This is a genomic window from Kitasatospora sp. NPDC058046, assembly GCF_042885595.1.
Lineage (GTDB): Bacteria > Actinomycetota > Actinomycetes > Streptomycetales > Streptomycetaceae > Kitasatospora.
This window is the reverse complement of record NZ_JBHVRS010000001.1, coordinates 204,746-228,718: the sequence shown is the minus strand read 5'-3', so window position 1 is coordinate 228,718 and position 23,973 is coordinate 204,746. Positions and strand designations below refer to the sequence as shown.

Annotated in this window: 20 protein-coding genes; 17 read left to right on the top strand and 3 right to left on the bottom strand. The window is 72.4% G+C overall.

The genetic code is table 11. From position 1 onward, the window contains the following. Positions 1-15: 15 nt before the first annotated feature. The 9 genes from ftsW (at position 16) to ACFVU7_RS01030 (ending at position 9,063) form a co-directional block, all read left to right on the top strand. Complete coding sequence (gene ftsW, locus ACFVU7_RS01070) at positions 16-1,353, top strand: putative lipid II flippase FtsW (protein WP_369808259.1); 1,338 nt, start codon at positions 16-18, stop codon at positions 1,351-1,353. Between the two features lie 6 nt (positions 1,354-1,359). Further along, positions 1,360-2,466 carry an undecaprenyldiphospho-muramoylpentapeptide beta-N-acetylglucosaminyltransferase gene (murG, locus tag ACFVU7_RS01065; RefSeq protein WP_049649525.1) on the top strand — a complete coding sequence of 369 codons (1,107 nt, stop codon included), beginning with the start codon at positions 1,360-1,362 and terminating at the stop codon, positions 2,464-2,466. Next, positions 2,459-3,235 (top strand): cell division protein FtsQ/DivIB, encoded by a 777-nt coding sequence (locus ACFVU7_RS01060; RefSeq protein ID WP_049649526.1) that lies wholly within the window; start codon positions 2,459-2,461, stop codon positions 3,233-3,235. The genes murG and ACFVU7_RS01060 overlap by 8 nt, the downstream gene beginning before the upstream one ends. A 364-nt stretch (positions 3,236-3,599) precedes the next feature. Then, positions 3,600-4,832: a cell division protein FtsZ gene (gene ftsZ, locus ACFVU7_RS01055; protein ID WP_049649527.1), complete on the top strand. Its 1,233-nt coding sequence runs from the start codon at positions 3,600-3,602 to the stop codon at positions 4,830-4,832. Continuing rightward, complete coding sequence (gene pgeF, locus ACFVU7_RS01050) at positions 4,829-5,560, top strand: peptidoglycan editing factor PgeF (protein WP_181970547.1); 732 nt, start codon at positions 4,829-4,831, stop codon at positions 5,558-5,560. Before ftsZ ends, pgeF begins: the two co-directional genes overlap by 4 nt. Beyond that, positions 5,560-6,348 (top strand): YggS family pyridoxal phosphate-dependent enzyme, encoded by a 789-nt coding sequence (locus ACFVU7_RS01045; protein ID WP_079271769.1) that lies wholly within the window; start codon positions 5,560-5,562, stop codon positions 6,346-6,348. Before pgeF ends, ACFVU7_RS01045 begins: the two co-directional genes overlap by 1 nt. A gap of 307 nt (positions 6,349-6,655) precedes the next feature. Continuing rightward, entirely contained in the window at positions 6,656-7,273 is a 618-nt protein-coding gene (locus ACFVU7_RS01040; protein ID WP_049649528.1) for a cell division protein SepF, read from the top strand. 99 nt (positions 7,274-7,372) lie between these two features. After that, positions 7,373-7,654, top strand: coding sequence for a YggT family protein (locus ACFVU7_RS01035; protein ID WP_030060143.1), 282 nt, complete (start codon positions 7,373-7,375; stop codon positions 7,652-7,654). Between the two features lie 59 nt (positions 7,655-7,713). Next, the gene (locus ACFVU7_RS01030; RefSeq protein WP_074000915.1) at positions 7,714-9,063 is read left to right on the top strand and encodes a DivIVA domain-containing protein; all 1,350 of its coding nucleotides are present in this window, start codon (positions 7,714-7,716) and stop codon (positions 9,061-9,063) included. Between the two features lie 218 nt (positions 9,064-9,281). Here ACFVU7_RS01030 and ileS read toward each other — a convergent pair whose 3' ends face one another. After that, positions 9,282-12,413 carry an isoleucine--tRNA ligase gene (ileS, locus tag ACFVU7_RS01025; protein WP_388043656.1) on the bottom strand — a complete coding sequence of 1,044 codons (3,132 nt, stop codon included), beginning with the start codon at positions 12,411-12,413 and terminating at the stop codon, positions 9,282-9,284. A gap of 698 nt (positions 12,414-13,111) precedes the next feature. Here ileS and ACFVU7_RS01020 point away from each other — a divergent pair. The 4 genes from ACFVU7_RS01020 (at position 13,112) to ACFVU7_RS01005 (ending at position 15,875) form a co-directional block, all read left to right on the top strand. Beyond that, positions 13,112-13,576, top strand: coding sequence for a TraR/DksA family transcriptional regulator (locus ACFVU7_RS01020; RefSeq protein ID WP_234348203.1), 465 nt, complete (start codon positions 13,112-13,114; stop codon positions 13,574-13,576). A gap of 166 nt (positions 13,577-13,742) precedes the next feature. After that, entirely contained in the window at positions 13,743-14,402 is a 660-nt protein-coding gene (gene lspA, locus ACFVU7_RS01015; protein WP_388044168.1) for a signal peptidase II, read from the top strand. Between the two features lie 53 nt (positions 14,403-14,455). After that, positions 14,456-15,394, top strand: a complete 939-nt coding sequence (locus ACFVU7_RS01010; protein WP_049649532.1) for an RluA family pseudouridine synthase — start codon at positions 14,456-14,458, stop codon at positions 15,392-15,394. Between the two features lies 1 nt (position 15,395). Continuing rightward, positions 15,396-15,875 carry a GNAT family N-acetyltransferase gene (locus ACFVU7_RS01005; protein WP_049649533.1) on the top strand — a complete coding sequence of 160 codons (480 nt, stop codon included), beginning with the start codon at positions 15,396-15,398 and terminating at the stop codon, positions 15,873-15,875. Between the two features lie 91 nt (positions 15,876-15,966). On the opposite strand, the gene ACFVU7_RS01000 is transcribed toward ACFVU7_RS01005, so the two are convergent. Beyond that, entirely contained in the window at positions 15,967-16,986 is a 1,020-nt protein-coding gene (locus ACFVU7_RS01000; RefSeq protein WP_049649534.1) for a mechanosensitive ion channel family protein, read from the bottom strand. A 133-nt stretch (positions 16,987-17,119) separates the two neighbouring features. Here ACFVU7_RS01000 and ACFVU7_RS00995 point away from each other — a divergent pair, with 133 nt between their 5' ends. The 3 genes from ACFVU7_RS00995 to ACFVU7_RS00985 all read left to right on the top strand — a co-directional run bounded on the left by ACFVU7_RS00995 (position 17,120) and on the right by ACFVU7_RS00985 (position 21,482). Next, a complete protein-coding gene (locus ACFVU7_RS00995) occupies positions 17,120-19,894 on the top strand; it encodes an alpha/beta fold hydrolase (protein ID WP_388043654.1) in 2,775 nt (924 codons plus the stop codon). A 47-nt stretch (positions 19,895-19,941) separates the two neighbouring features. Then, positions 19,942-20,781 carry an ABC transporter permease gene (locus ACFVU7_RS00990; protein ID WP_388044166.1) on the top strand — a complete coding sequence of 280 codons (840 nt, stop codon included), beginning with the start codon at positions 19,942-19,944 and terminating at the stop codon, positions 20,779-20,781. 122 nt (positions 20,782-20,903) lie between these two features. Then, the gene (locus ACFVU7_RS00985; RefSeq protein WP_074000919.1) at positions 20,904-21,482 is read left to right on the top strand and encodes a dienelactone hydrolase family protein; all 579 of its coding nucleotides are present in this window, start codon (positions 20,904-20,906) and stop codon (positions 21,480-21,482) included. 82 nt (positions 21,483-21,564) lie between these two features. Here ACFVU7_RS00985 and ACFVU7_RS00980 read toward each other — a convergent pair whose 3' ends face one another. After that, the gene (locus ACFVU7_RS00980) at positions 21,565-22,344 is read right to left on the bottom strand and encodes a VOC family protein (protein WP_388043652.1); all 780 of its coding nucleotides are present in this window, start codon (positions 22,342-22,344) and stop codon (positions 21,565-21,567) included. A 311-nt stretch (positions 22,345-22,655) separates the two neighbouring features. Between ACFVU7_RS00980 and ACFVU7_RS00975 the strand changes: the two genes are divergently transcribed. Next, positions 22,656-23,825, top strand: coding sequence for an amidohydrolase family protein (locus ACFVU7_RS00975; protein WP_387819632.1), 1,170 nt, complete (start codon positions 22,656-22,658; stop codon positions 23,823-23,825). Positions 23,826-23,973: the final 148 nt, after the last annotated feature.

The window sequence follows — 23,973 nt, the reverse complement described above, 5'->3', positions numbered from 1 at the left end:
GCGGATTCCGGCGTTGTGAAGCGGGACGCCGCCGAGCCGATGAGGGTGATCTCCGCCACCACGACCAAGTACAAGTCGGCCGGTCCGCTGGCCCGCCTCCAGGCCTTCCGGGCCCGGTGGCGGTACTGGCTGGACCGGCCGCTCACCCCGTACCTGCTGGTGCTCGGCAGCACCCTGCTGCTGGTCGTGCTCGGCCTGATGATGGTCTTCTCGGCCTCGCAGATCCTCGCCCTGAACCAGCACCACACGGCGCAGTACTACTTCCTCAAGCAGCTGATCGCGGCCATCCTCGGCCTGGTCCTGCTGATCGGCTTCGCCTCCGTCCCGGTGGCGGTGCTGCGGGTGATCACCTACCCGGTGATGATCGCGGTGATCGGCGCCCTCACCCTGGTCGCCATCCCCGGCATCGGGGTGCGGATCAACGGCAACCAGAACTGGCTGGATTTCGGCTTCTTCCAGTTCCAGCCCTCGGAGTTCGCCAAGCTCGCGCTGGTGCTCTGGGGCGCCGACCTGCTCGCCCGCAAGCAGAAGGCCGGCACCCTCAACTCGTGGAAGCACCTGCTGGTGCCGCTGGTGCCGGGGGCCCTGCTGCTGCTCGCGCTGATCATGTTCGGCGGCGACATGGGCACCTCGATGATCCTGGTGGCGATGCTGTTCGCGCTGCTCTGGATGGTCGGCGCGCCGCTGCGGCTGTTCGTGGCCACCGTCGGGGTGGCGGTGGTGGTCTGCACCGCGCTGGTGGTCACCGTCCCGCACCGGGCCGAGCGGCTGGGCTGCATCGGCGTCACCAAGCTCGACCCGGAGGGCGCCTGCTTCCAGGCCCTGCACGGCGTCTTCGCGTTCGCCAACGGCGGCGGCTTCGGTACCGGCCTCGGCGCCGGCGTGGAGAAATGGGGCCAGCTGCCCGAGGCGCACACCGACTTCATCTTCGCCGCGACCGGCGAGGAACTCGGTCTGGTGGGGACGCTGTCGGTGCTCGGTCTCTTCGCGGCACTAGGCTACGCGGGTATCCGTGTGGCCATCGGTACGAAGGAGCCCTTCGTCAGGTACGCCGCGGGAGCCGCCACCACCTGGATCATGGCGCAGGCCATGATCAACCTGGGGTCGGCGCTGGGACTGCTGCCCATCGCGGGCGTCCCGCTCCCGCTGTTCTCCTACGGCGGTTCCGCCATGCTGTCGGCCATGTCCGCGATCGGTGTGCTGCTGTGCCTGGCGCGCAGCACCTCGGGCGCGAAGGCGGCCCTGGCCGCCCGGAGCAAGAACTCCCGGATCAGGAGACAACTGGCCCGGGTGCTGCCACGACGACGAACCACAGCGCGCCCGGCCCCGGGGCCGGCACGCAGGGAGCGGTGAATTTCGGTGCATGTCGTACTCGCCGGCGGGGGGACCGCCGGTCACATCGAGCCGGCCATGGCCCTCGCGGATGCCCTCCGCAGGCACGACCCGTCCGTCGGGATCACCGCCCTGGGCACCGAGCGCGGACTGGAGACCCGGCTGGTACCCGAGCGCGGCTACCAGCTCGAGCTCATCCCGGCCGTCCCGCTGCCCCGCAAGCCCACCCCGGAGCTGATCACCGTCCCCGGCCGGCTGCGCGGCACCGTCCGGGCCGCCCAGGAGATCATCGAGCGGGTCAACGCGGACGCCGTGGTCGGCTTCGGCGGCTACGTCGCGATGCCCGCCTACCTGGCCGCCAAGCGGGCCGGGGTGCCGATCGTGGTGCACGAGGCGAACGCCCGTCCGGGCCTGGCCAACAAGATCGGCGCCCGCTACAGCGACTTCGTGGCGGTCTCCACGCCGGACAGCAAGCTGCGCGACTCCCGGTACATCGGCATCCCGCTGCGCCGGACCATCGCCACCCTGGACCGCGGCGCGGCCCGTCCGGAGGCCCGCCAGTACTTCGGCCTCGACCAGCGGCTGCCCACCCTGCTGGTCTCCGGCGGCTCCCAGGGCGCCCGCCGGCTCAACGAGACGATCACCGCGATCGCCCCGCGGCTCCAGCAGTACGGCGTGCAGATCCTGCACGCGGTCGGCCCGAAGAACGAGCTGCCGCAGGTGGCGGACGTCCCCGGGATGCCGCCGTACCGCCCGGTGCCGTACCTGGACCGGATGGACCTCGCCTACGCGGCCGCCGACATGATGCTCTGCCGGGCCGGCGCCATGACGGTGGCCGAGCTGGCGGCCGTCGGCCTGCCCGCCGCCTTCGTCCCGCTGCCGATCGGCAACGGCGAGCAGCGGCTGAACGCCCAGCCGATGGTCAAGGCCGGCGGCGGTCTGCTGGTGGACGACGCCGAGCTGACCCCGGACTGGGTGCTGCAGAACGTGCTGCCGGTGCTCACCGATCCGCAGCGGCTGTGGGACATGAGCCGTTCGGCCGCCGAGTTCGGCCGCCGGGACGCCGACGACCTGCTGGTCGGCATGGTCTACGAGGCCATCCAGGCCCACCGCGGCGGCCGCCGCCGTGGCTGACGGCCGGCTCGCCGACCCGCTGGAGGAGGAGCTGGAGGTGGAGGAGTCCGCTCCCCGCCTCCGGCTCTCCCGGCGGGGCATCGTGGTGCTGGGCGCGCTCGGCGCCGCGGTGCTCGGCGTGCTGGCCTGGCTGGTGTTCTTCTCCTCGGTCCTGGACGTGCGCACCGTCGCCGTCCAGGGCGCGGGCGACGACAAGCTGACGCCGGACCAGGTCCGCGAGGCGGTCGGCGGGCTCGGCGACGGGCCGCTGGCGCGCGTGGACCTGGACGGCGTCCGGCACCGGGTGGAGGGGATCCCCCGGGTGGCCAGGGCCGAGGTGTGGCGGGGCTGGCCGCACACCCTGCGGGTGAAGGTCGTCCAGCGCACGGCGGTGGCCGCGGTCAAGGGGGACGACGGCCGGTTCACCCAGGTCGACGCCGGGGGCGTGAGCTTCGCCACCGAACCGGCCCCGCCCGAGGGCGTCCCGGTGGTCGAGCTGCGACTCAGTCAGCAGGCGAACGACGTCGACGGGGTGATCTCCCGTCCGCAGCTGGTGCAGGGCGCGGTGGCGGTGGCCGCCGGGCTGCCGCCGGAGGTCGCCAAGCGGGTCGGCTCGGTGCTGGTGCACTCGTACGACGACATCCAGTTGCAGCTCAGCGGGGGTGCGACGGTGCGTTGGGGGAGTCCGGAGCAGATCGACCGCAAGGCCCGGGTCCTGGTCGCGCTCCTGAACCAGAAGGGCACGAACTTCGACGTGACGGCGCCGGAGGCGCCGGCGGTGTCGGGATGATCCGGTAGGTTCTCTGCCTGAGGGAGGGGTTGACGCCTTGAAGTGTCGGCCCGACTCTTGGTGGTCACCCCCGGTTTCCTAAGCCGGCCGATGATCACATAGGCTCAAAAGAAAAAGGGAAGCTCGGCGTGTTCGTTGAAACGCGTGCCTGGAGCCACCTAGTGTCCTGTGTCACCAGACTGTGTTTCCTGGTGATGTGACGGAGACACAGAACTAACCCTAAAGGTCAAGTTTAGGGTTGGGGTCGGCGGTCGGCATTTCGGACATTCAGTCAGAAACCAGGCTCCCTACCCATCGACATCCGTCGGTACGGCCCCGCCCCGGGTCGGGCCGACCCGGAAATTCGAGGCGAGAGGCCTTCGACGTGGCAGCACCGCAGAACTACCTCGCAGTCATCAAGGTCGTCGGAATCGGCGGCGGTGGTGTCAACGCCATCAACCGGATGATCGAGGTCGGTCTCAAGGGCGTCGAGTTCATCGCGATCAACACCGATGCGCAGGCCCTCCTGATGAGCGACGCCGACGTCAAGCTCGATGTGGGCCGTGAACTCACCCGGGGCCTCGGCGCCGGCGCCAACCCCGAGGTCGGCCGCAAGGCCGCCGAGGACCACCGCGAGGAGATCGAGGAGGTCCTCAAGGGGGCCGACATGGTCTTCGTGACCGCCGGCGAGGGCGGTGGCACGGGCACGGGCGGCGCGCCCGTCGTCGCCAACATCGCGCGCTCGCTGGGCGCCCTGACGATCGGCGTGGTCACCCGCCCCTTCACCTTCGAGGGCCGCCGCCGGGCCAACCAGGCCGAGGACGGCATCGCCTCCCTGCGCGAAGAGGTCGACACCCTCATCGTGATCCCCAACGACCGGCTGCTGTCCATCTCGGACCGCCAGGTCAGCGTCCTCGACGCGTTCCGCTCGGCCGACCAGGTCCTGCTCTCCGGTGTCCAGGGCATCACCGACCTGATCACCACCCCGGGTCTGATCAACCTCGACTTCGCCGACGTCAAGTCCGTCATGTCGGACGCCGGTTCGGCGCTCATGGGCATCGGCTCGGCCCGCGGTGAGGACCGCGCCAAGGCCGCCGCCGTGATGGCGATCTCCTCGCCGCTGCTGGAGGCCTCGATCGACGGCGCCCGCGGCGTGCTGCTGTCCATCTCGGGCGGCTCCGACCTCGGCCTGTTCGAGATCAACGAGTCGGCCCAGCTGGTCAGCGAGGCGGCGCACCCCGAGGCGAACATCATCTTCGGTGCGGTCATCGACGACGCGCTCGGCGACGAGGTCCGGGTCACCGTCATCGCGGCCGGCTTCGACGGCGGGCAGCCGCCGGCGATCGTCCGCGACCCGGTGGTCAAGTCCACCACCCCGGAGCGCCCGGCCACCCCGCCGGCCGCCCCGGAGCGCCCGGCCGGCCGCCCGTACGGGACGATCGGCTCGGTGACGTCCCGTTCGGAGGGCGAGTCCTCGACCACCACGTCGAGCCGGAGCGCCGAGACCTCGACCACCACGACCGCCTCCGCCCCGGTTCCGCCGCAGGTGCAGCCGGCCCGGCAGCCGTTCGTGGAGAGCCCGGCCGAGGAGCTCGACGTCCCGGATTTCCTTAAGTGATCGATCACGCGATCCGCGCGGGTGCTCACTTCGCCTTCACCTCACGGTGGGGCGGGGTGAGCACTTCGCCGTACGGGGAGCTCAACCTCGGCGGCGCGGTGGGGGACGACCCGGAGGCCGTGCGGGAGAACCGGGCGCTGGCCGCCCGGCGGCTGGGGCTCGACCCGGCCGACGTGGTGTGGATGAACCAGGTGCACGGCGCCGAGGTCGCGGTGGTGACCGAGCGCCAGCCGCTCGGGCAGGCCCCGACGGTGGACGCGGTGGTCTCCGACCGGCCGCTCGCGCTGGCGGTGCTGACCGCCGACTGCACCCCGGTGCTGCTGGCCGATCCGGTGGCGGGCGTGGTGGGCGCGGCCCACGCGGGCCGGCCCGGGCTGGCGGCCGGGGTGGTGCCCGCGGCCGTCCGGGCGATGGTCGAACTGGGCGCGGAGCCCTCGCGGATCACCGCCGCCACCGGGCCCGCGGTCTGCGGCCGCTGCTACGAGGTGCCGGCCGAACTGCGCGCCGAGGTCGCCGCGGTGGTGCCGGAGGCCTTCGCCGAGACGTCCTGGGGGACTCCGGCCCTGGACGTGCCGGAGGGAGTCGCGGCCCAGCTGGCCGCGGCGGGGGTCAAGGAGCTGGTGAGGTCACCGGTCTGCACCCTCGAATCCGCCGATCACTACTCCTATCGCCGCGAGCAGCGCACCGGCCGGCTCGCGAGCTACGTCTGGTTGGGCTCTGATCACTGATGACGAACGACATCTACGGACCGTTCCCGGGGAGCGCCGCGTTCGTGGCGGCGCTGACGGAGGGCCAGCGGGCCCGGTACGAGGAACTCGGCACCAACCTCGACGTGGTCGAGCGCCGGATCGCGGACGCGTGCGCGGCCGCCGGGCGCGCCCGGAGCGAGGTCACCCTGGTCGTCGTCACCAAGACCTACCCCGCCGAGGACACCGCGCTGCTGGCCGGACTCGGTGTGACGGACGTCGCGGAGAACCGTGACCAGGACGCCGCTCCCAAGGCGGAGCAGTGCAGAAACCTTCCTCTTGACTGGCACTTCGTCGGCCAGCTGCAGACCAACAAGGTCCGCTCGGTCGTCCGGTACGCGAACCACGTGCACTCGGTGGACCGGCTCCGGCTGGTCCAGTCGCTCTCCGCGGCGGTGCTCAAGTCGGAGCGCCCGGAGCTGGGTTGCCTGGTGCAGGTGGCGCTGGACAAGGCGTACGGGGAGGGTGAGCACCGGGCGGGGGTCGCGCCGGAGGACGTCGCGCAACTGGCCGACGCGATCGCCGACACGCCCGGGCTGCGGCTGGACGGTGTGATGACCGTCGCTCCGCTGGCGGGCCCGCTGGCCGGGGATCCGGCCCGCGCCTTCGATCGGCTGACGGAAATCGCAACCGCCGTACGGGCGGACCATCCGGCTGCCACCATGGTCTCCGCAGGGATGAGCGGCGACCTTGAGCAGGCGATTGCCGCCGGAGCGACACATGTGCGCGTCGGAACGGCGGTACTCGGAGTGAGGTCACCCCTCAGGTAACGTCACCGGGTAAGTAGATCAGACAGCAGGACAAAATAGGACAGAATCTAGCAGCTCTTCGGAGCGCTAGCGAACCGTGGATCGCAGCTCCGCGGCCCCCACTCCACGAAACTGACCGGCCGTCGGGCTGACGCGCCGTCGTGGAGGGGCCGCGGAATCCGCAGGCAGGGCCGTCATGTGCCCGGGTTGCCGGGACGGAGCCGGTCCTGACGGAGCGAGCGGAGCGAGCGACCATCAGAAGGTGCGCGCATCGCGAAGCCCGCCACCGAGCGTCAGCGAGGTGGCTATGAGCGGAGGAGACAGGAGCATGGCCGGCGCAATGCGCAAGATGGCGGTCTACCTCGGCCTCGTGGAGGACGAGACGTACGACGGCCAGGGGTACGACCCCGACGACGACTACGACGCGGACCCCGAGCCGATCCGGACGGGCCAGCGGACCGAGGACATCCCCCGGCCGGCCCCGGCTCCGGTGGCCGCCGCGCCCGCTCCGGTCTCCTCGATCGCCCCGCAGCCGGTGCCCGCGGCGGTGCCGATCCGACAGGAGACTCCGAGGATGGCCCCCGTGTCGTCCATCACACCCGAACGTCGCCACAACCTGGAGAAGAGCGCACCGGTGATCATGCCCAAGGTCGTGAACGAACGAGAGCCCTACCGCATCACCACGCTGCACCCCCGGACCTACAACGAGGCCCGTACCATCGGGGAACAGTTCCGCGGCGGCACCCCCGTGATCATGAATCTGACGGAGATGGACGACACCGACGCGAAGCGCCTCGTAGACTTCGCCGCTGGACTCGTCTTCGGTCTGCACGGCAGTATCGAGCGCGTGACACAGAAGGTGTTCCTGCTGTCGCCTGCTAACGTCGATGTCACGGCGGAGGACAAGGCTCGGATCGCCGAGGGTGGGTTCTTCAACCAGAGCTGACCCGGCCACGACTTTACGTGTGGATCTGATCAACAGTGGTTTAGCGACAGGTGACGAGCGGCAGGCCCGAGGGATCGGGACCGGGGAGAGGGAAACGCGATGGACATCGTGTGGGCGGTGCTCTACTACGCCCTGACCGTCTTCCTGGTGTTCCTGCTCGTACGACTGGTCATGGACTGGGTCTTCCAGTTCGCGCGTTCGTGGCGGCCCGGCAAGGCCATGGTCCTGGTCCTGGAGGCCACGTACACTGTCACGGATCCGCCGCTCAAGCTTCTTCGGCGGCTCATTCCGCCGTTGCGTTTCGGGGGCGTGGCGCTCGACCTGTCCTTCTTCGTACTGATGATCATTGTGTATGTCCTGATCTCGCTTGTGCACCCCTAGTCGTAGGTGAGCGATGCGACAGGATGCCGGTGTGCCGACGATCACGTTGAGGTGAAGAGATGCCATTGACCCCCGAGGACGTTCGGAACAAGCAGTTCACGACCGTCCGCCTGCGTGAAGGCTATGACGAGGACGAGGTCGATGCCTTCCTCGACGAGGTCGAGGCGGAGCTGACCCGCCTCCTCCGGGAGAACGAGGACCTGCGCGCCAAGCTGGCCGCGGCGACTCGTGCCGCCGCGCAGAACCAGGCCAACCTGCGCAAGGAGCCGCAGCAGGACGCGCCCCGACAGGGCGGCGCTCCGGTGCCGGCCGCCATATCCGGTCCGCCGGTCCCCGGCCAGCAGGGGCCGGGCGGCCCGCAGCAGATGGGCCCCGGTGGTCCGCAGCAGATGGGTCCGGGTGGTCCGCAGCAGATGGGCCCCGGCGGCCCGCAGCAGCAGATGGGCAACCAGCCCCTCGGCCTGCCCGCCGGATCCGCCCCGCAGCTTCCCGCTGCCGGTGGCCCGCAGCAGCAGCAGATGAACCAGACCATGGGCGGCCAGCAGCAGCTGGTCCAGCCGATGGGCGGTCAGATGCTCCAGCCCATGGGCGGTCCCGGTGGCCCGCAGCAGATGGGCAACCCGATGGGCCAGGGCATGGGCCAGCAGCAGATGCAGCCGATGGGCGGCCCCATGGGCGGCCCGCAGCAGCAGATGCAGCCGATGGGCGCCCCGATGCAGCAGCAGGGCCCCGGTGGCGACAGCGCGGCCCGCGTGCTGGCGCTCGCTCAGCAGACCGCCGACCAGGCGATCTCCGAGGCCCGCTCCGAGGCCAACAAGATCGTCGGCGAGGCGCGCAGCCGGGCCGAGGGCCTGGAGCGCGACGCCCGTGCGAAGGCCGACGCGCTGGAGCGGGACGCGCAGGAGAAGCACCGCGTCGCGATGGGCTCGCTGGAGTCGGCGCGGGCCACGCTGGAGCGCAAGGTCGAGGACCTGCGGGCGTTCGAGCGTGAGTACCGCACCCGTCTGAAGTCGTACCTGGAGACCCAGCTGCGTCAGCTGGAGTCGCAGGCCGACGACTCGCTCGCCCCGCCGCGGATCCCCGCCACCGCGTCGCTGCCGCCGGCGGCCTCGTCGATGGCTCCGGCCGGTGCCGGTGCGATGAGCGGCGGTGCGCCGAGCTTCGGTGGCGGCCAGCCGTCCTTCGGGGGCAACTCGCCGTCCTTCGGCGGGAACAGCTCCTTCGGTGGCAACTCCTCGGCGCCGAGCTTCGGCGGCCAGTCGACCGGCGGCAACAGCGGTGCTCCGCAGATGCAGCCGGCCGGGATGACCCAGCCGATGGCGGCCGTCCGTCCGCAGCCGCCGCAGCCGATGCAGCAGGCTCCGGCGCCGATGCGGGGCTTCCTGATCGACGAGGACGGCGACAACTGAGGTTGTAGCAGCGTCTTCCGAGAGCGCCCCCTTTCCGACCCACGGGTCGGGGAGGGGGCGCTCTTCTGTGTGGGGGGAGTGCGGGGAGGGGAAGCGCTGCGGCCGGGGGCGTGGGGATCCGGGCGGGGGCGTGCGGGAGCCGGGGTGGCTGCGGGGCGTGGGCGGGCATGGCGAAGCCGCCGTCACCCCGGGGTGACGGCGGCTTCGTTGTCGGGCGGTCAGGCCTTGCGGAGCTGGAAGGCCAGGCCGAGCGACTCGTCGGCGAAGGTCTCGGACTCCCAGTCGGCGGCACCGGCGGCGAAGTCGGTGGCGAGGACCTCCTCGGCGACGAGGGGACCGTGCTCGGCGATCGCCTCGGCGGTCTCCTCCGAGGCGGCGCGCCAGCGCAGGACGATGCGGTCGGCGACGTCCAGGCCGGAGTTCTTGCGGGCCTCCTGGATCTGGCGGATGGCGTCGCGGGCGATGCCGAGCCGCTTGAGCTCCGGGGTGATGGCCAGGTCGAGGGCGACGGTGGCGCCGGACTCGTTGGCGACGGCCCAGCCCTCGCGCGGGGTCTCGGTGATGATCACCTCGTCCGGGGAGAGGGCGACCGTCTCGCCGTCCAGCTCGACCGAGGTCTCGCCGGTGGCGCGCAGTTCGGCGGCCAGGCGGGCGGCGTCGGTGGCGGCGACCGCCTTGGCGACGTCCTGCACGCCCTTGCCGAAGCGCTTGCCCAGCGCGCGGAAGTTGGCCTTGGCGCTGGTGTCGACCAGCGAGCCGCCGACCTCCGCCAGCGACTCCAGGGCGGAGACGTTGAGCTCCTCGGCGATCTGCGCGCGCAGGTCGGCCGGCAGCTCCTCCCAGCCCTGGGCGGCGACCAGCGCGCGGGACAGCGGCTGACGGGTCTTCACGCCGGACTCGGCGCGGGTGGCCCGGCCCAGCTCGACCAGGCGGCGGACCAGCGCCATGTGCCGGGAGAGCTCGGTGTCGATCAGCGACTCGTCGGCCTCCGGCCAGGTGGCCAGGTGCACCGAGGCCGGAGCCTCCGGGGCGACCGGGACGACCAGGTCCTGCCAGACCCGCTCGGTGATGAACGGGGTGAGCGGGGCCATCAGGCGGGTGACCGTCTCCAGCGCCTCGTGCAGCGTGGCGAGCGCGGCGGCGTCGCCCTGCCAGAAGCGGCGGCGGCCGCGGCGGACGTACCAGTTGGACAGGTCGTCGACGAAGCCGGACAGCAGCTTGCCGGCGCGCTGGGTGTCGTACGCCTCGTAGGCCGCGTCGACCTCGCGGACCAGGGTGTTCAGCTCGGAGAGCACCCAGCGGTCCAGCTGCGGGCGGTCGGCCGGGGCCGGGTCGCTCGCGGACGGCGCCCAGTTCGAGGTGCGGGCGTACAGGGCCTGGAAGGCGACGGTGTTCCAGTAGGTGAGGAGGGTCTTGCGGACCACCTCCTGGATGGTGCCGTGGCCGACCCGGCGGGCCGACCAGGGCGAGCCGCCGGCCGCCATGAACCAGCGGACGGCGTCGGCGCCGTGCTGGTCCATCAGCGGGATCGGCTGGAGGATGTTGCCCAGGTGCTTGGACATCTTGCGGCCGTCCTCGGCCAGGATGTGGCCCAGGCAGACGACGTTCTCGTAGCTGTTCTTGTCGAACACCAGGGTGCCGATCGCCATCAGCGTGTAGAACCAGCCGCGGGTCTGGTCGATCGCCTCGGAGATGAACTGCGCCGGGTAGCGCTTCTCGAACAGCTCCTTGTTCTCGTACGGGTAGCCGTACTGGGCGAAGGGCATCGAGCCCGAGTCGTACCAGGCGTCGATGACCTCGGGCACGCGGGTGGCGGTGCCGCCGCAGTCGCGGCAGTCGAAGGTCACCGCGTCGATGTACGGGCGGTGCGGGTCGAGGCCGCTCTGGTCGGTGCCGGTGAGCTCGGACAGCTCGGCCAGCGAGCCGACGCAGGTGAGGTGGCCCTCCTCGCAGCGCCAGATCGGCAGCGGGGTGCCCCAGTAGCGGTTGCGGCTGAGCGCCCAGTCGATGTTGTTGTTCAGCCAGTCGCCGAAGCGGCCGTGCTTGACCGTGTCCGGGAACCAGTTGGTGGCCTCGTTCTCACGGATCATCGCGTCCTTGACGGCGGTGGTCCGGATGTACCAGGACGGCTGCGCGTAGTAGAGCAGCGCGGTGTGGCAGCGCCAGCAGTGCGGGTAGCTGTGCTCGTACGGCAGGTGGCGGAAGAGCAGGCCGCGCTCCTTGAGGTCCGCGACCAGGTCCTCGTCGGCCTTCTTGAAGAACTGGCCGCCGACCAGCGGGACCTCGGGGGCGAAGGTGCCGTCGCCGAGCACCGGGTTGACCACCGGCAGGCCGTACCGGCGGCAGGTCGCGAGGTCGTCCGCGCCGAAGGCGGGGGACTGGTGGACGATGCCGGTGCCGTCCTCGGTGGTGACGTACTCGGCGGTGACGACGTAGTGGGCGTTCTCGATCTCGACCAGGTCGAAGGGGCGGCGGTAGGCCCAGCGCTCCATCTCGGCGCCGGTGAAGGACTCGCCGGTGGTCTCCCAGCCCTCGCCGAGCGCCTTGGCGAGCAGCGGCTCGGCGACGACGAGCCGCTCGTTCCCGTCGGTGGCCACCACGTAGGTGACCTCCGGGTGGACGGCGGCGGCGGTGTTGGAGACCAGGGTCCACGGGGTGGTGGTCCAGACCAGCAGGGCGGCCTGGCCGGCCAGCGGGCCGCTGGTCAGCGGGAAGCGGACGAAGACCGAGGGGTCGACCACGGTCTCGTAGCCCTGGGCCAGCTCGTGGTCCGAGAGGCCGGTGCCGCAGCGCGGGCACCAGGGGGCGACGCGGTGGTCCTGGACCAGCAGGCCCTTGTCGAAGATCTGCCGCAGCGACCACCAGACGGACTGGACGTACGACGGGTCCATCGTCCGGTAGGCCTCGTCGAGGTCGACCCAGTACCCCATGCGGGTGGTCAGCTCGGTGAAGGCGTCGGTGTGGCGGGTGACCGACTCACGGCACCTGGCGTTGAACTCGGCGATGCCGTACGCCTCGATGTCCTGCTTGCCGGAGAAGCCCAGCTCCTTCTCGACGGCGAGCTCGACCGGCAGGCCGTGGCAGTCCCAGCCGGCCTTGCGGGCGACGTGGTAGCCCTTCATGGTCCGGAAGCGCGGGAAGACGTCCTTGAAGACGCGGGCCTCGATGTGGTGGGCGCCGGGCATGCCGTTGGCGGTCGGCGGGCCCTCGTAGAACACCCACTCGGGGCGGCCCTCGGACTGCTCCAGGCTGCGCTGGAAGATCTTGTTGTCCTGCCAGAACGACAGGATCTGGTGCTCCAGGGCAGGCAGATCCACCTGCGCGGGGACGGGGTTGTAGGTGCTGGCCATCGCGGCGTCTACCTCCGGCGGATGCTGGGACTGGATCCTCCGGAGGGACGAGACGGACCAGGCCGCCCCGCGGTACCACCCTCCTTGGCCGCGGTACTGCTGTTCGCGGCCCTCTTGTTTGGGCTTGCTGCCGGGTCTAGTGGGCCGCTGCGGCATCGCGGCGGCCGTTCTTCCGGCGGCTCCGGGGTGATCTTCCCGCCGTGCACACCCCCGGGCTCGCACCGTCCCCGGGTCGCTGGTGGCTGCGTACGTCGGTACTCGTCCCATCTGCGCCTTGCAGGCCCAGTGTATCGGCCGGGCGAGTCGGTTTGTCCAAAGCGTTTCCCGGCGGGCGGTCCGCGGGCGCGCCGGCGGGCGCCCCGGGAGTGCTCCGGCCATGCTCCGGGAGCGCTTCGGGAGCACTCCGGGGGCGTGCGGCGGCGGAGGTTAGCCGGAGTCGATCTGGGCACAAATCCATGAGCGCACGGGGCGTGACGGTTGGGGCGGCTGCCTGGGTGGGAACGTTATGAGGCGTCGGTATGTCATGTTGTGACCGGTTTTGATCGGGATTATCGTTCCGGCACTGGAAGCCGCCGGGAACCGGCGGCTCGATTCGTTCGTAGATGGGGTCGAAAGCCATGGCTGAGAAGGGAACCGGCGCGGGTACCGCCACCAAGCGGGCACGCAAGGCCGTGGCGGTCGACCCAGGGGAGGGGACCGTGACCACTACCGCACCGAAGAACGGCACCGACACCGTCACCGCGCCGCGCGGCGCCGAGTCCGTGGACCCGGCCACGCTGCCGGTCCGGCCGGGCGAGGACCCGTGGACCACCGAGGAGGTCCACGAGCTGCACGACGAGCTGATCAGCGAGCTGGACCGGCTCCGCAGCGAGATCGACGCCGCCGAGGCGGCCATCTCCGGCCTGATGCGCGACTCCAACGACGGGGCCGGCGACGACCAGGTGGACGCCGGTACGAAGAACATCTCGCGGGAGAGCGAACTGGCGCTGGCCAACAACGCGCGCGACAGCCTGGCGCAGACCGAGCGCGCGCTGGAGCGGCTGGAGGGCGTCGGCTTCGGCACCTGCGAGTCCTGCGGGCAGGCCATCGGCAAGGCCCGGATGCAGGCCTTCCCCCGGGCGACGCTCTGTGTGCAGTGCAAGGCCAAGCAGGAACGCCGCTGACCAGGGCGGCCGGAGGGACGCGAGGGGTCGGGCTTGCCGTACGCTCGACCCCGTAACGTCGCCTGAAGGATGCCGCCTGACGCGTTCGTGAACGCGGGCAGGCCATCACCGGCCCACCACCCTCCCCCTCCTGCGGACCGGGGGAGCTCCACCGGCAGCGGAGCGGATCATCAGCACGCAAGGTTCCCCCCAGACCCGGGACGACGCCGTCCCGACCCCCGCCGATGCCGTGGAGGTGCCCGTGGCCGAGCCGACCGGGGCGTCCGCGGACAGCACGACGGACGGGAAGCCCAAGGGTCCGCGGCGGATCGGCGTGCTGCTGGTCGTCGCGGTGCTCGCCCTCCTGATCGACCTCGGCAGCAAGCTGCTGGTGGTCGCCCGGCTGGAGAACCACGCGGCGATCAAGGTGATCGGGGACGTGCTCACCCTCCAGGTGATCCGGAACTCGGGCGCGGCCTTCGGGATGGGGCAGGCGCTGACCGTCGTCTTCACGGTGATCGCCTCCTCCGTCATCGTGGTGATCTGGCGGATCGCCCGGAAGCTGTACAGCCTGCCCTGGGCGATCGCGCTCGGGCTGCTGCTCGGCGGGGCGCTCGGCAACCTCACCGACCGGCTGTTCCGCGCGCCCGGGGTCTTCCGCGGCCACGTGGTGGACTTCGTCTCCGTCCAGTACTTCGCGGTCTTCAACCTCGCGGACTCGGCGATCGTCTGCGGCGGAATCCTGGTGGTCCTGCTCTCCTTTCGGGGCAGCAACCCGGACGGGACCGTCCACCAGGAGGTCGAGAAGCCCGGGAAGGCCGGGAAGCCGGAGCAGGGCGGGAAGTAGCGCCGGACCGCCGGCGGGCGGGGGAGGGCCGCGGTTCCGGCATACTCGTACGGGTGAGTACCGCAGCGCAGATCCGCAGCCTCCCCGTTCCCGACGGCCTGGAGGGCGAGCGCCTCGACGCCGCCCTGGCCCGGATGTTCGGCTTCTCCCGGACCAAGGCCGCCGAGCTGGCCGCCGACGGCAAGGTGATGATCGACGGCGCCGTGGCCGGCAAGTCGGACCGGGTGACCGCCGGCTCCTGGCTGGAGGTCGAGATCCCCGCCCCGGCCGCGCCGGTGCGGATCGTCGCCGAGCCCGTCGAGGGCATGCGCATCGTGCACGACGACGAGGACATCGTCCTGATCGACAAGCCGGTCGGCGTCGCCGCGCACCCCAGCCCGGGCTGGACCGGCCCCACCGTGATCGGCGGACTGGCCGCGGCCGGGTACCGGATCTCCACCTCGGGCGCCGCCGAGCGCCAGGGCATCGTGCACCGGCTGGACGTCGGCACCTCCGGGCTGATGGTCGTCGCCAAGTCCGAGCGCGCGTACACCGACCTCAAGCGGCAGTTCCACGACCGGATCACCGAGAAGCGCTACCACACGCTGGTGCAGGGCCACCCGGACCCGATGAGCGGGACGGTGGACGCGCCGATCGGGCGGCACCCCAGCTCGGACTGGAAGTGGGCCGTCACCCGCGACGGCAAGGCGTCGATCACCCACTACGACCTGATCGAGGCGTACCGGGCCGCGTCGCTGCTGGCGATCAAGCTGGAGACCGGGCGCACCCACCAGATCCGCGTCCACATGTCCGCGCTGCGGCACCCCTGCGTGGGCGACCTCACGTACGGCGCCGACCCCACGCTGGCCAAGCGGCTCGGGCTGACCCGGCAGTGGCTGCACGCGGTGTCGCTCGGCTTCGAGCACCCGGCGGACGGGCAGTGGGTCGAGTTCTCCAGCGAGTACCCGGAGGACCTGAAGAAGGCGCTGGACATCATCGCGGCGGAGAGCTGAGATGACGGCCGCCGAGGTGCCGGCCGTCACCGTCCGGGTCGTCGACGGGGAGGCGGACCTGGAGCTGGCGCGGGCCGTCCGGCGCGAGGTCTTCGTCGTCGAGCAGAACGTGCCCGAGGAGCTGGAGTACGACGAGTACGACGCGACCTCGGTGCACCTGCTGGCCGTCGGGGCCGACGGGGCCGCGCTGGGGACGGCGCGGCTGATCTTCGGCGAGCAGGCGCGCGGGCTCACCGGGGGCGTCGAGGGGCGCGTGCTGCTCGGGCGGCTCGCGGTCGTCGCGGCGGCCCGGGGAACGGGGCTGGGCGCGGAGCTCGTCCGGGCCGTCGAGGCCGCGGGGGCCGAGCGCGGGGGCGTGGAGGTCGAGCTGCACGCGCAGGTGCAGGCGCTCGGGTTCTACGAGCGGCTGGGGTACGTGGCCGAGGGGCCGGTGTACGACGACGCCGGGATACCGCACCGGACGATGACGCGGGTGCTGTAGGACCCGCTCTGATCACGTGGTTCCCCGCGCCCCTGTCCGGGGCGCGGGGAACTCCGCTTTTCGGGGCTTCGCCGGCGGGGCCGGGCGCCGGTCAGGTGTCGGTGGTGCGGAGGCGGGGGAGCGCGTGGGGGTGCTCGTCGCGCAGGTGGGCGATGAGCTGCTCGCGGATGTCGAAGCGGAGCCGGGCGGCGTCGTCGGGGGTGCGGGCGGTCATGGTGGCGCGGACGACGATGGTGCTGGGCGTGGTGTCGGTGACGTCGAGGGCCCACTCGCCGCCGTCCCAGAGCGGGTGCCGGTCGAGGCGGGCGCGCAGGGTGGTGCGCAGCTCGTCCACCCGGGTGGTGTGGTCGAGGTGGAGCAGGACGGCGGCGAGCAGGCCGGGGTCGCGGCGGGTCCAGTTCTCGAAGGGCTTGTTGACGAAGTACGAGACCGGGACGATCAGCCGGCGGTAGTCCCAGAGCCGGACCACCAGGTAGCTGAGGGTGATCTCCTCGACGGTGCCCTGCTGGCCGTCCACCACCACGGTGTCGCCGATCCGGACGGTGTCGCCGAAGGCGATCTGGAGGCCGGCGAAGAAGTTGCCCAGGGTGCTCTGGGCGGCGATGCCGGCCACGATGCCGATGATGCCCGCCGAGGCGAGCAGGCTGGCGCCGATGGTGCGCATGGCGGAGAAGGTCAGCAGCATCACGGCCACGGTGACCACGACGATCAGCGCGTCGGCCGCCCGGCGCAGCATGCTGATCTGGGTGCGCACCCGCTGGACCCGGGCCGGGTCGTCGACGCGGCTCTCGTACCGGCTGAGCAGGGCCTCCAGGACGGCGGCCACCACGCGGACGGTGAGCCAGCCCAGCGAGGCGAGCAGGAGCAGCAGGAGCAGGTGCTGGGCGCCGTCGTCGTGCTTCAGGTGGAAGATCCGCTGGAGCGGCTTGGCGGCGAGCAGCAGGGCCGACACGACGGCGAGCTGGAGCGGGATCCGGCAGCGGCGCAGGAGCGGCCAGACCGGTGCCGACGGCTGGCGGGCGGCGATCCGCTGGAGGGCCTGGTCGACGATCCAGCCGATCGCCAGGGTGGCGGCGACGGTGGCGAGCAGCGAGAGCAGCGGCCGGAGCATGCGCCGTACGATACCCGGGCACAGTGGGGCGAAGCGGACGTAGCGGCGCGGGGCTCGGGTGACACCCCGGGCGGTGCTTCCAGGGGGTGCCTTTATCGGACGCCTACCCGGACGGCGGATACGATCAGCGGCCATGGAGTTCGGTGGGGCATGGCGTCGCTGGCGCGCCCGGGGAACAACGGTCAGACACAGGCTGCTGGCCGGGGCGGTGGCCCTGGCGGCCGTGGCCGCGGCCGGCACCGCGACGGTGGCGTCCGGCGGTGAGCAGGCGGTCCGTCAGGAGGACCGTTTCCTCAGCATGCCGGAGACGCCCGGCAGCGCCCAGCAGGTCCAGCTGGACACCTCCTTCTTCACCACCGGCGGCGGTCCGCGCCCGGCGGTGCTGCTCGCCCACGGCTTCGGCGGCTCCAAGGAGGGCGAGCGGCAGCGCGCCGAGCAGCTGGCCCGGCAGGGGTACGCGGTGCTGACCTGGTCGGCGCGCGGCTTCGGGCACTCGGGCGGGAAGATCGGCCTGAACGCGCCCGACCGTGAGGTCGAGGACGTCAAGCACCTGGTGGACTGGCTGGCCCAGCGGCCCGAGGTGCAGCTGGACGGGCCCGGCGACCCGAAGGTCGGCATCACCGGCGCCTCGTACGGCGGTGCGGTCTCGCTGCTGGCCTCCGCGTACGACCACCGGATCGACGCCGTGGCCACCCAGATCACCTGGTGGAACCTGGCCGACGCGCTGTTCCCGCAGGGCGTGCAGGGCTCGGGCGCGGCGGACGGCGTGTTCAAGAAGCTGTGGGCCGGGATCTTCTTCACCACCGGCTCGGCCGGGGACCTCGGGCCCTCCGGGGAGGCGCCGCGGGAGAGCGGCGGCCCCGGGCCGAAGGCGGACGGGCCGGTCGGCTGCGGGCGGTTCCTGGAGTCGCTCTGCCAGATGTACGACCGGGTCGCCACCGCCGGGCACGCCGACCCGGAGGCCGTCGCGCTGCTGGACCGCTCCAGCCCGTCCTCGGTGGCGGCGCAGCTCAAGGCGCCGACGCTGGTGGTGCAGGGGCAGCAGGACTCGCTGTTCCCGCTGGACCAGGGCGACCGGATCGCCAAGGCGGTGGCCGCCAACGGCGCACCCGTGGCGGTCGACTGGTTCGCCGGCGGCCACGACGGCGGGACGGACACCAGCGCCCGGGTCGACGACCGGGTCACCGCCTGGTTCGACCACTACCTGAAGGGCCGCGGCAACGACACCGGCGCCGACTTCCGGGTCACCCGCACCGGCGGGGTCGACTCGACCGGCTTCCAGGCCGTGCTGCGCGGGGCCACCGCCGACCGGTACCCGGGCCTGGGCGGGACCGGCTCGCGGACCGTCGAACTGGCCGGCGGCGAGCAGACCCTCGCCAACCCGCCCGGCGGCGCGCCGCCCGGCATCTCGACACTGCCCGGCGTCGGCGCGCTCAGCCAGGCCGCCTCGCTGGGCGCCGGGCTCTCCCTGGACTTCCCCGGGCAGAACGCCGCCTTCGACTCGGCGCCGCTGGACTCGCCGCTGCACCTGACCGGACAGCCGACCGTCCCGGTGCGGGTGACGGCCGACCGGCCGGACGCGGTGCTGTTCGCGAAGCTGTACGACGTCGGCCCGGACGGCAAGGCGGTGCTGCCGCAGCAGCTGGCCGCCCCGCTGCGGGTCACCGGCGCGGACGCCGGGCAGACCGTCACGGTGGCGCTGCCGACCGTGGACCACACCTTCCCGGCCGGGCACCGGGTGCGGCTGGTGCTGGCGAGCACCGACCTCGCGTACGCCTCGCCGGTCGAGCCGGCCACCTACCGGGTGGCGCCGGCCGGGGCGCTCACCGTGCCCACCGTCGAGGAGCTGGTCACCGAGGCGGCGCCACTGCCCGCGCGGACCTGGCTGCTGCCGGTGATCGCCGTCCTGGCGGCCGCGGCCCTGCTGCTGGCACCGCGGCTGCGGTGCCGGCGGGCCGCCGCCGGGCCCGGCTTCGACCCGGAGCTGGCCGCCGTGCCGCTGCTGATCAGCGGGCTGAGCAAGCGCTACAAGGGCGCCCAGGACCGCTACGCCGTACGGGAGCTGGGCTTCCGGGTGGAGCGGGGGCAGGTGCTCGGACTGCTCGGGCCGAACGGCGCGGGCAAGACCACCACGCTGCGGATGCTGATGGGACTGATCCGGCCGGACGCCGGGGAGATCAGGATCTTCGGGCACCTGGTGCGGCCCGGCGCGCCGGTGCTGTCGCGGGTCGGGGCCTTCGTGGAGGGCGCGGGCTTCCTGCCGCACCTCACCGGGCGGGCCAACCTGCGGCTGTACTGGCAGGCGACCGGACGGCCGGAGGCCGACGCGCGCTTCGACGAGGCGCTGGCCATCGCCGGGCTCGGCGAGGCGCTGGACCGCGCGGTGCGGACGTACTCGCAGGGCATGCGGCAGCGGCTGGCGATCGCGCAGGCGATGCTCGGGATGCCGGACCTGCTGATCCTGGACGAGCCGACCAACGGGCTGGACCCGCCGCAGATCCGGGAGATGCGCGAGGTGATGATCCGGTACGCGGCCGGCGGGCGGACCGTGATCGTGTCGAGCCACCTGCTGTCCGAGGTCGAGCAGAGCTGCACGGACCTGGTGGTGATGGACCGCGGGCGGCTGGTCACGGCCGGCCCGGTCGCGGACATCGTGGGCGCCGGCGAGCTGCTGATGATCGGCATCGCCGACCCGTACGACCCGGCCTCGGTGGCCGACAAGGTGGCCGCGCTGGCCGGGGTCGGCTCGGCGGAGGCCGTCGAGGGCGGACTGCTGGTGCGGCTGGACGGACTGGCGGCCAGCGAGCTGCTGGCCGAACTGGTGCGGCTGGAGGTGCCGGTGGAGAGCGCCGGGCCGCAGCGGCGGCTGGAGGACGCGTTCCTGTCGTTGATCGGAGGTGGAGCGTGAGTGCCGTGACGAAGGACCACACGGAGCCGGAGGGCCGGGCCGGGTCGATGGACCACGCCGAGGGGTACCGGGCGGGCCGGACGCTGCCGCTGCGGGTGGAGGCGGTGCGGCAGCTGCGCCGGCGCCGCACGATGGTGATCGGCGGGGTGCTGGCCGCCATGCCGTTCGTCATCCTGGCCGCGTTCCAGCTCGGCGGCACCCCGGGCCAGCCGGACCGGACCACCTTCATCGAGCTGGCCACCGCCTCGGGGGCCAACTTCGCCGTCACCATGCTGTTCGTCGGTACCGGCTTCATGCTGGTCATCCCGGTCGCGCTGTTCTGCGGGGACACCGTCGCCTCCGAGGCCAGCTGGTCCTCGCTGCGCTACCTGCTGGCCGCGCCGGTGCCCCGGGCCCGGCTGCTGGCCCGCAAGTTCGCCGTCGGGCTGGGGTTCTCGGCGGTGGCGGTGGTGATGCTGCCCGCGATCGGGCTGGTCGTCGGCACCGCGGCGTACGGCTGGGGGGACCTCAAGCTGCCCGCCGGGGTCAGCCTGCCGGCCGGGCAGGCGCTGCCCCGGATCGCCATCGCGGTGGCCTTCGTGTTCCTCAGCGAGATCGTGATCGCGGCGCTGGCGTTCTGGCTCTCCACGGCGACGGACGCGCCACTGGGCGCCGTCGGCGGCGCGGTGTTCGCCTCGATCATCACCGGGGTGCTGGACGCCGTCACCGCGCTCGGCGACCTGCGGGAGTGGCTGCCGGCGCACTGGCAGTACTCCTGGGCGGACGCCCTGCAGCCGCAGCTGGAGTGGGGCGGCATGGTGCAGGGCGTCTCGCTGTCGCTCTCGTACGCGGTGGTGCTGCTGGCGCTGGCGTTCCGGGGGTTCGCGCGCAAGGACGTGGTGTCGTAGCCGGGCGTGGGGCTGGGGCCGGAGGCGGGGCGGACGTGGGGCCGGAGGCGGGGGCGCGGGGTTCGGCGGGGGATGCGGGATCATGGGTGGGTAGCTGACCTCCCTGGTGAAGGACCCGAACCGTGGCCCAGATCGTCCTCTTCCACTCCGCCTACGGGCTGCGCCCCGCCGTGCACGCCGCCGCCGAGCGGCTGCGCGCCGCCGGGCACACCGTGCACACGCCGGACCTGTTCGACGGGCGGACCTTCGAGTCCGTCGAGGAGGCGCAGGAGTTCCAGGAGGAGCTCGGCGGCCGCGACGAGCTGCTGCGGCGGGCGGTGACGGCGGCCGCGCCGGTGTCCGACGGCGGGCTGGTGTACGCCGGCTTCTCGCTCGGCGGCGCGGTGGCGCAGAACCTGGCGCTGGCCGACGACAAGGCGCGCGGGCTGCTGCTCCTGCACGGCACCTCGGACCTGCGGGAGGACGCGGTCACCGAGATCCCGGTGCAGCTGCACATCGCGGAGCCGGACCCGTTCGAGCCGGAGGACTGGCTGAACGCCTGGTACCTGCGGATGCGCCGGGCCGGGGCGGAGGTGGAGGTGCACCGCTACCGGGGCGCCGGGCACCTGTTCACCGACCCGTCGCTGCCGGACTACGACGAGGACGCGGCCGAGCGGGCCTGGGCGGCGTCGCTGGACTTCCTCGCGGAGCTGGACGGCTGACGGCTGACGGCCGACGGAGGGGCGGAGCACGGAACCGCCCGCCCGGACGGGATCCGGGCGGGCGGGGCGGAGGCGGGCGGCGTCAGGCCGGCGTGGGCTTGATCATGGCGAAGGGGGCGCCCTGCGGGTCGGCGACGACGGTCATCCGGCCGGCCATCATGTCGAAGGGCGGGGCGAGGACAGTGCCGTTGCGCTTGACCAGGGCGTCCACGGTGGAGTCGACGTCGTCGACCGCGAAGTAGGTCAGCCAGTGGGCCGGGGTGCCGGGCGGGTCGTTGGCGAGCAGGGTGGCGCCGCCCACCGCCTTGCCGCCGACCTGTAGCACCCAGTACGAGTCCACGCCCGGCATCGGCTCGATCTCGATGCCGAACGCCTCGCCGTAGAAGCCGGTGGCGGCCGGGATGTCGCTGGTGTGCAGTTCGTTCCAGGTCAGCGCGCCGGGCTCGTTGACGACCTGGGCGCCGAAGAACTCGCCCGGCTGCCAGACGCCGAACACCGCGCCCTGCGGGTCGGCGGCGATCAGCATCCGGCCCAGGTCGCCGACGTCCATGACCGGGACGAGCAGGGTGCCGCCGGCGCCGACGATCGCGTCCTGGGTGGCCTGGGCGTCGGTGCTGGCCAGGTAGCTGGTCCAGACGGTGGGCGGCTCCGGCATCCCCTCGGGGGCCGACGCCGGGCCGATGCCGGCCGCGGCCTTGCCGTCGAGCGTGCAGACGGCGTAGCCGCCGAACTCGGCCGGGCCGGCCTGCCCCTGCCAGCCGAGGAGGTCGCGGTAGAAGTCCAGTGCGGCCTGCTGGTCCTTGGCCATCAGGTCGACCCAACACGGGGTGCCGGTCGCGTACGGGGTGGTGACTTCGGGCATGATCGCCCTTTCTGGTGAGGGGTCCCTGCCGGTCACCATCTCCTCGTGCACCGTGGTTCGCCACTCGAGACACCGCCCCGGCCGCCGGCTCGGCCGAGGCCCTGGGCGAGGGCAGGGGTGAGGGCCCGGGCGGCGGCCCGGGCGGGGTCGACCCCGATGGCCGTACCGGTGCGCCCGTTCGAGCGGCGGTCGGGTCGACACCGTGTGCGGCGGCACCGGCCGATGGTTCGAGCACTGACGCTTCTGTGTGGCACCACCAGCCCCTGTGCCGGCGCCTCGGGCGCCGGCCGCTCGCCACCGGAGGCAACCCCTTGAGAAAGAGCCACTGGACCAGTCGACGGTTCACCGCCGCCGTCGTCGGCGCGACCGCGACGGCGGTCGTCCTCTCCCCGGCCGGGGCCGGAGAGGCCTTCGCGGCCCGGGCCTGCTTCGAGCGGTCCGTCGAGCCGTACACCTCGGTGGTCGACAGCCACCTGCACTTCCGGCCCTTCGGCGGACCGGCGATCCCCTTCGAGGAGATGACCGACTACCTGCGCAAGAGCGGGGTCCGCTACGCGAACATGTTCGGCATCGGGCAGGTGCTGCCCGCCGACTCCGACTGCGTGTACTACCTCGACTGTCCCGGCACGCCCGTACGGCCGAGGATGCGCAACGACTTCGCCAACGCCGAGAGCCTGCGCGAGTTCCGGCCGACCGACCCGGACCTCACGCTCTCCATGACGTTCATGGACCTGCACCACCCCGAGACCGTCCCGCCCGGGATCGAGCTGCTGGACCGCGAGTACCCGGGGATGTTCCGCTGGGCCGGCGAGGTCAACGTCGTCAAGCAGGCGCTGTTCCCGAACCTCGCCGAGCCGGCCACCAGCGAGGACATCCCGAACTGGGCGCCGTTCATGAAGGTGTTCCGCGAGCGGGGGCTCCCCGTCACCTTCCACTCCGACCTCGGCAACGACGTCGAGCCGACGAAGTACCTGCACCTGATGGAGGAGATCCTCGCGCAGTACCCCGACAACAAGATCGTCTGGGCGCACATGGGCCTCTCGAAGGAGCTCTCCCACATGGACCCGGACGAGCACATCCGCATCCTGGAGCGGCTGCTCGACCAGCACCCCAACCTGACCGTGGACCTGAGCTGGCGGGTGCTGGAGGACCAGTACTTCAGCCTGCCCGGCGTACGGCAGAAGTACGCGTCCTTCCTCGACCGCCACCCGACCCGGGCGATCACGGGGACGGACTTCGTGGCGGCGCGGAACAAGGACTACGCGGTGTACGAGCAGGAGTTGGAAGTCACCAGCCGGATCAACCGCGCGCTCGGGGACGAGGCCTTCCGGGACATCGCGCTCGGCCAGAACTACTTCCGGCTGCTGGGCCTGAAGGCCAAGGCGCCCAAGGTCTGCCCGTCCGGCGCCAAGCCGGTCGGCAAGGACGCGACCTACCCGAGCCCGCCCGGGCAGCCCGCCGGCGTGGTCGACGAGGACTGAGCAACTCGCGGACGGCGGTCGGCCGTTGGCGTGGCCCCTCGCGCCGGTGGGCGCGAGGGGGCCCCGCAAGGCCGGGGGGGGTGGGGCGGGTGGGGTTCGGGGGGGGAAAGAGAGGCGTAGGGGTGGGTTATGGGGTGGGGGTGGTGGA